Raw genomic sequence first — 7174 nt, 5'->3', positions numbered from 1 at the left:
CTCTGGGTTATGAGCCCAGCGAGCTACCGAGCTGCTCCACCCCGCGCCGTTGTGTGGCAACCGTACCACGGTGCGAGGTGGGCACTTGACCGGTCTTGCGGCCGGTCAAGTGCCGCGGGATCCCCGGTCAGGCGCTGCCCGGACTGCTGCTCGGTCTGCTCGTGGCGCTGGGACTGCTGCTGGGACTGGAACCGGGTTTGGGACTGCCGCTGGGACTCGGGCTGCTCTTGGCACCACCGCTGCCGCTCGTCTTGTCGGCGTTGGACTGCGCGTCCTCGGCCCGCTGCAGCGCGTCCTCCAGATCCTTCTGCGCCTTGCCGTACGCCTCCCAGTCGCCCTTCTTCAGGGCCGCCTGGCCGGCGTCGAAGGCCTTCTGGGCGTCGTTCAACGCCTCTTGGACCGTGGGGTTGTTGGACGTCGGTGGCGGGTTGGTGGTGGTGTCGTCCGGTGGTGTGGTGACCGGACCCTCCGCTCCGAAGACCTTGTTGAGGGCCTCGTCGAGGGTGTCCTCGAAGGCGGTGTTGCCTCCGTAGGTCACCAACACCTTTCTCAGCAGCGGGTACTTGAGGCCGCCACCGCGCACGTAGACGGGCTCCACGTACAGCAGTCCGCCGTCCAACGGGACCGTCAGCAGGTTGCCGTACTCGACCTCGGAGTCGCCGCCCTTGAGCAGCTTGATCGACTCGGCGATGTCCTGTTCGGAGTTGAACTGGCTCTGCACCTGTTTAGGCCCGTTGACGGTCGTGCTGGTCGGTAGTTTCAGCACTCTGATCTTGCCGTAGTCGGTACTGCCCGCCTCGGCGTCGACCGTCATGAACGCGCTCAGGTTGTCCCGGCCGTTGGGCGTGAAGGTCGTCGTCAGCGAGAACGCCTGGGACGCCTGGTCGGGCATCTTCATACTGAGGTAGTACGGCGGCACCGCGTTGCCCGACTTGTTGGTCGGGTCGTCGGGCACCTGCCACACCTCGCTGCCGGACAGGAACGTCTGCGCGTCCTTCACGTGATAGCGGGTGAGCAGCTCGCGCTGGACCTTGAACAGGTCCTGCGGATACCGCAGATGGGCCATCAACTCGGGCGAGATGGACGACTTCGCCTTGACCGTGTTCGGGAACGCCTTCATCCAGGTCTTCAGGACCGGGTCCTCGGTGTCCCACTGGTAGAGCTTGACCTGGCCGGTGTACGCGTCGACGGTCGCCTTCACCGAGTTGCGGATGTAGTTGACCTGGTTCTGCTGGGCCACCACCGCGCGCGAGTTGTTCGTCGCGGTCAGCGAGTCCGCCGTCGTGTCACCGAGGGTCGTACGCGAGGCGTACGGGTATCCGTTCGTCGTGGTGTACGCGTCGACGATCCACTGGATACGGCCGTCCACCACCGCCGGATAGGCGTCACCGTCGATGGTCAGCCACGGGGCGACCGCCTCGACGCGCTCCTTGGGCGTGCGGTTGTACAGGATCCGCGAACCCTCGCCGATCGCGCCGGAGTAGAGCATCTGCGGCTCGCTGAACGCCACCGCGTACGCGGCCCGGTTGATCGGGTTGGAGAGGTTGACCCCGCTCTTGCCGGTGTAGCTGGTGGTCTTCTCACCGCTGTCGTCGGAGTAGTCGATCTCCTTCTGGGGACCGCCGACGATCGAGTACGTGGTGGTCTTCTCGCCGTAGTAGATCTGCTGCTCGTACGAGCCCAGGTCGCCCTTGGAGGGCAGGTCGGACTCGGTGAAGACCGGGCGGCCCTCGGAGTCGGCCGTGGTGCCCTTGGCGGCGACCACGCCGTAGCCGTGGGTGTAGCGGAAGTGGTCGTTGATCCAGTTGTTCTTCGGAATGCCGTTGAGGTTCAGCTCACGCAGACCGATGACCGTGTCCTGGTCCTTGCCGTCCTTGCTGTAGCGGTCGACATCCAGGTTGGTCGGGAACGCGTAGTAGTTCCTGATCTGCTGGAGCTGCTGGAAGGTCGGCGAGACGATGTTCGGGTCCAGGATGCGGATGCTCGCCGTGGAGTCGACGTCGTCGCGCAGCTTGGTCTTGTCCTTGGTATTGCTGGTGCCCGAGTACTCGGTGACCTTGGCGTCGTCGATGCCGTACGCCTGGCGCGTCGCCTTGAGGTTCTTCTCGACGTACGGCGCTTCCTTGGCCTGCTCGTTCGGCTGGACCTGGAACTTCTGGACGATCGCCGGGTAGAGCCCGCCGATGAGGATCGCCGAGAGCACCATCAGGCCGAAGCCGATCACCGGGAGCTGCCAGGTGCGCCGCCACAGGGTGGCGAAGAACAGCAGCGCGCAGATGACGGCGATGCAGAACAGGATCGTCTTGGCCGGCAGATAGGCGTTCGCGTCGACGTACCTCAGGCCGGTCCAGTTGTCCGTCGCCTTGAAGTCGCTGGACTTCACCGCGAGGCCGTACCGGTCGAGCCAGTACGCGACCGCCTTGAGGGCGACGAAGATGCCGAGCAGCACCGACAGGTGCCCGGTCGCGGCGGCGGTCGCACGCGCGCCCGGGGAGGTGACCCGCAGCCCGCCGTACAGGTAGTGGGTGAGGGCGGCGGCGATCACGGAGAGGATCGCGGCGGCGAAGCCGAAGCCGAGCAGGAACCGGTACCAGGGCAGGTCGAACGCGTAGAAGGACACGTCGAGGTGGAACTGCGGGTCCTTCTGGTGGAAGGAGACGCCGTTGACCCACATCAGCCAGGTGCGCCACTGGCTGGACGCCGACGCGCCGGCGATCAGTCCGACCAGGGAGGTGATGCCGAGCAGCAGCCACCTCTTGTAGGGCGCGATGCCCATCCGGTAGCGGTCCAGGCTCTGCTGCTCCATCGACATGGCGCTCAGCGGCGGCCGCAGCCGGTGCGCGAGCCAGATGTTGAAGCCGACCGCGAGGGCCATCAGCAGGCCGAAGACGAAGAACAGGCCGATCTTGGTCCACAGCGTGGTGGTGAAGACGGACGAGTACTGCACGGACCGATACCAGAGCCAGTCCGTCCAGAAGCCCGCGAACATGGTGAACGCCATGCCGAGGACGGCCAGCACCCCCAGGGTCATGAGCAGGGTCCGGACGCGCCGCGAAGGACGGCCCACTCTCATCCGCGGCCCCGTCGGGCCTCCGCCGCGGTCGGGCATCTGGAAAGCCAAGGTGCGCACCTCGAAGTTCGCTGTCGATCCGTCAGGCCCGCGTGTTCGTGGACCTTCCGTGGCCCCCCGTGATCGCGGGCCCACACCTATGCAACTTACTCACCGTTTACTCGGTTCCCGATTCAGGTGACGAACGAGGCAGGATTGTGACCATGTCCAACACTCCCATGGCGGCGAGCCCGCTCACCCGGGCCGTACTCGAGATCGACGAGTACGTCTCCGGCCTCGGCTGGGACCAGCCCGCCCGCCTCTTCGCCCTCGTAGACACCGCACGGCTGCGGGTCCAGGAACCCGCCCTCGCGGCCCAGCTCGGCCTGACGGACGAACAGGAAGTCACCGCTCTCACCCCCATCGAGCAGGAGGAGATCCCGGCCGGCAAACCGCTGGACGAGTTCCTCGGCACGATCGCCTGGCCCGACGCGGTGGTCGGCTGCGCGCTCACGGTGGAGCGGCTGATGCTGCCGCCGTCCGCCGAGGCGTCCGTCCCCGAGGGGCTGAACGAGAAGAAGCTCGCCCAGTGGGTGGCCGAGCACCCCAGCCGTCAGGAGGTCCGGATGACGGTCGCGGTGCTGCGTGACGGCGCCCGCGACTCGGCCCTGCGGCTGCGCGAGAAGGACACGCCGACGGAGGTCCTCACGGGCGGCGACCTGGTACCGGGCCTCGCGGAGGCACTGTCGGCCACCTTCGAGGAGTAGAGGCTCCTACGAGGGGTGCCGGGGAGTCCGTTCGGCTACGAGGTCGTGCACTTCGGCAGGGCGGAGGTCTTGCCGGAGCGGATGTCCTTCAGCGCGCCGAGGGCGTCGTCGATGGTCTTCACCTTGACCAGGGTGAGGCCGTCGGGGGTGTCCTTGGCGGCGGCCTTGCAGTTGTCGGCCGGCGTCAGGAAGTACTGGGCGCCCTTGCTGCGCGCGCCCACCGTCTTCATCTCGATGCCGCCGATCGGGCCGACCTTGCCCTCGTCGTCGATGGTCCCGGTGCCGGCCACGAACTTGCCGCCGGTGAGGTTGCCCGGGGTGAGCTTGTCGTAGATGCCGAGCGAGAACATCAGACCGGCGCTCGGTCCGCCGACGTCGGCGAGCTTGATGTCGATGGTGAACGGGAACGTGTGGTCGGTCCCGGCGGAGATCCCGACGATCGCGCGCTTCTCGCCCTCGTCGTGCGAGGCGGCGGTGGTGAGCGTGATCTTCTGCGTCTTGGTCGCCGTCTTGTGCTCCTTCTCGGCGGCGGCCTGCTCCTTGGCCGGCACGATCGTGAAGACGACGTCCTGGCGCGGCTGATGCTTGGTCACCAGGTCGGCGACGTCGGTCGGCTCCTTGACGGTGGTGCCGTCGACGGCCTTGATGACGTCACCGGCGTGCAGCTTGCCCTCGGCCGGGGAGTCCTTGACGACGGTGGAGACGATCACCCAGGACTTCACCGGGACCTTCAGCGCCCGCAGGGCGGCGACCTTCGCGCTCTCCTGGGACTGGCTGAACTCCTCGGCGTTCTCCTGGGTGGACTGCTCCTCCGTCTTGCCGTCCGGGTAGAGCGTGTCGTGCGGGACGACCTTGTTGTCGTGCGCGAGCCAGCCGTACACGGCCTCGACGAGGTTCATCCGGTAGTCGGCGCTGGTGACCCGGACGGTCGTCATGTTCAGGTGGCCGGTCGCCGCGTAGGTCTTGTGGCCGGAGATCTGGAGCACCGGCTCGCCGTCGTGGTCCCCGAGCGTGTTCACGGTCGGCCCCGGTGACATCTCCGAGTACGGGACGGGGATGAAGACTCCCGCGCACAGGAGCGCGATCAGCATCAGGGTGGAGGCGAGCATCGTCGCGGTGCGGCGTGGCATGGCACGACAGTACGGGACGTCACTGTCAGCGCACCGTCAGCCCCACCTCTGCTCCCGGTGGCGGGGCGTCAGGTGCGCGAGTCGGACTTCTCCATGGCCTCGCGGAACCGCGCGTATCCGTCCAGCTCGGGGCCGTCGCTGCGGACTTTGCGGGTGCGGTTGGCCCAACTTCCCCAGAGGCCGGCGCCGACCGCGGCGATGAACGGAATCAACAACCAGACAAGCGCTCCCATGTCGACCTCCCAACCCTGGTGAGTGTGCGCGCGAACTGACTGATCAGCAGATTAACCAGCCGCACTGACAACGCTCGTGCCCGGGGTCCGGTTACGCAACCGGAGGGAGCGCCAAGAAGGCCGCGCAGTGGTTCGCGCGGGGGCGCGCGCCGGGCAGTGGGCGCCGAGGGGGCCAACTGGCGCGAAGGAGGTCAGCAGGCGCCGACCCACTCCTCGGTGCCGTCGGAGAACGTCTGATGCTTCCAGATCGGCACTTCGTGCTTGAGGTCGTCGATCAGCTTCCGTGACGCGGCGAAGGCCTCGCCCCGGTGGGGGCAGGACACGGCGACGACGACGGCGATGTCGCCGACCTCCAGGTCACCGATGCGGTGAACGGCGGCCAGCGCCCGCACCGGGTATTCGGCTACGACCTTCTCGGCGATCCGCCGCATCTCGGCCTCGGCGCTGGGATGGCACGAGTACCCGAGCCGCTCGACGTCCGCACCGCCGTCGTGGTCGCGCACGGTTCCGACGAACAGCGTGCTCCCGCCGGCTGCGGAGTCCCCGACAGCCTTGAAGACCTCGTCGACGGACAGGGCCGTGTCACGGATCGCGATCAGCCTGATGGGATCGTCCGCGGCCTGCTCACCGGGGTGGTCGCTCGTGGATGCCATGACTCCATCGTGCCTCACGCGCGCGACAGCGTGGAATACCACTTTCACCAGGCACGCGTACGTGCCGCCTTGGAGCCTCCTACAGAGCGCGCCGCGGGGATCACAGGGTGCGCGCCGGAGACGACCTGCCAGTCAGATCCGCCGGTCAGATCCGCCGCCGTGCCTTCCGCGCGCGCCGCACCACGGCCGCCGCACCCAGCAGAGCCACCGTCGCGCCCGCCGCGCCGGCCGCGGTCGCGTCCTTGCGGCCCAGTCGCCGGCCGACGACCGTGTGGCGCCCGGTGACCTCCTCCAGGAGCTCGGCGAGCACTTCCTCGTTGGTCCACTGCGGCCGCCACCCCGCGTCGTGCAGCCGGCTCCCGCTGACCACCCAGGGGTACATCGTGTACGCCAGGTCGCCGGCCGGGGACGGCGTCAACCCGATGCGGTGCAGCCGGGCCGCCGCGCCGAGCGCCACCGCGGACGGCAGTTCCATCCGCCGGATCCCGCTGAGCTCCTCGACCTCCTCCTGCTCCAGCCAGCCCTCGCAGCCCACGGCGAGTTCCCCGTCGACCTTCTCCAGGACGGCGTACTCCAGGGCGCTGCACAGGTCCTCGACGTGGCAGAACTGCCAGGCGGGCCGCGAACCGGCCACCACGAGCAGCCGGGGCGACTCGAAGTACCTGGTCAGCGCGGTGTCGGTGCCGCCGACGAGGATGGCGGGACGGACGACGGTGACATTGAGGCCGGGGTGCGCCCGGGGCGCGCGCCGTGCGAGCCGCTCGATCTCCAGCAGGTCGCCGACGCCCGTGGCCTCGGCCGTCGCGCGCAGCTCGGCGTCCTCCGACAGCGGCAGCTCGTTGTCCGGCAGCGCCCCGTAGACCATCGCGGACGTGCACAGCACCACGCGATGGACCCCGGCCGCGGCGGCCGCCGTCAGCACGGTCTGCGTCCCCCGGACGTTGTACGCCGTCCGGGCGGCGGCATCGGTCTCCAGGTCCAGGTCGAGCGCGAGGTGCACGACGACGTCCGCGCCGCGTAGCTTGTCGGCGATGGCCGGATCCCGTACGTCCAGGATGTGCCACTGGGCCGCCGCGCACTCGCCCCGCCGCTCGTCGATGGCGATGACCTGCTTGATCTCCCGCGAGGCGGCCAACCGCTCGGTGAGCAGCGCTCCGATGCCGGTCGCGGCGCCGGTGACCGCGACGACGGGCCCGCGCAGTGCGGGCGGGGTTGATTCGTTTCGCGCTGCGCGAACCTGCGGATCTGGGGAACTCACCGGGCGTCTCCAGCGGTTGTCTTCAGTACGAGCGCGAGTGACGCGTACGTACCAGGTGGCATCCATCCTGCCGCAGGCCGCGAG

General features: G+C 68.5%; 6 protein-coding genes. 1 reads left to right on the top strand and 5 read right to left on the bottom strand.

Going from position 1 to position 7174, the window contains the following annotated elements; all coding sequences use genetic code 11:
- Nucleotides 1-127 precede the first annotated feature (127 nt).
- Nucleotides 128-3109, bottom strand: a complete 2982-nt coding sequence (locus ACWDR3_RS14465; protein ID WP_450352799.1) for a UPF0182 family membrane protein — start codon at nucleotides 3107-3109, stop codon at nucleotides 128-130.
- Nucleotides 3110-3273: 164 nt separating this feature from the next.
- On the opposite strand from ACWDR3_RS14465, the gene ACWDR3_RS14460 reads away from it, so the two are divergent.
- Nucleotides 3274-3816, top strand: a complete 543-nt coding sequence (locus tag ACWDR3_RS14460; protein WP_185146052.1) for a PPA1309 family protein — start codon at nucleotides 3274-3276, stop codon at nucleotides 3814-3816.
- 35 nt (nucleotides 3817-3851) lie between these two features.
- On the opposite strand, the gene ACWDR3_RS14455 is transcribed toward ACWDR3_RS14460, so the two are convergent.
- The 4 genes from ACWDR3_RS14455 to ACWDR3_RS14440 form a co-directional block, all read right to left on the bottom strand.
- A complete protein-coding gene (locus ACWDR3_RS14455; RefSeq protein ID WP_450352789.1) occupies nucleotides 3852-4946 on the bottom strand; it encodes a YlbL family protein in 1095 nt (364 codons plus the stop codon).
- A gap of 68 nt (nucleotides 4947-5014) precedes the next feature.
- Nucleotides 5015-5179: a hypothetical protein gene (locus ACWDR3_RS14450; protein WP_185146053.1), complete on the bottom strand. Its 165-nt coding sequence runs from the start codon at nucleotides 5177-5179 to the stop codon at nucleotides 5015-5017.
- Nucleotides 5180-5370: 191 nt separating this feature from the next.
- On the bottom strand, nucleotides 5371-5832 hold the full coding sequence (locus tag ACWDR3_RS14445) for a molybdenum cofactor biosynthesis protein MoaE (RefSeq protein WP_401713051.1): 462 nt from the start codon (nucleotides 5830-5832) through the stop codon (nucleotides 5371-5373).
- A gap of 145 nt (nucleotides 5833-5977) precedes the next feature.
- A complete protein-coding gene (locus tag ACWDR3_RS14440; protein WP_450352788.1) occupies nucleotides 5978-7090 on the bottom strand; it encodes an SDR family oxidoreductase in 1113 nt (370 codons plus the stop codon).
- Between the last annotated feature and the right edge of the window lie 84 nt (nucleotides 7091-7174).

This window comes from Streptomyces sp. NPDC001002, assembly GCF_053599215.1.
Note: the sequence above shows the minus strand (reverse complement) of the source record. Positions and strands in the feature narration are given on the sequence as shown.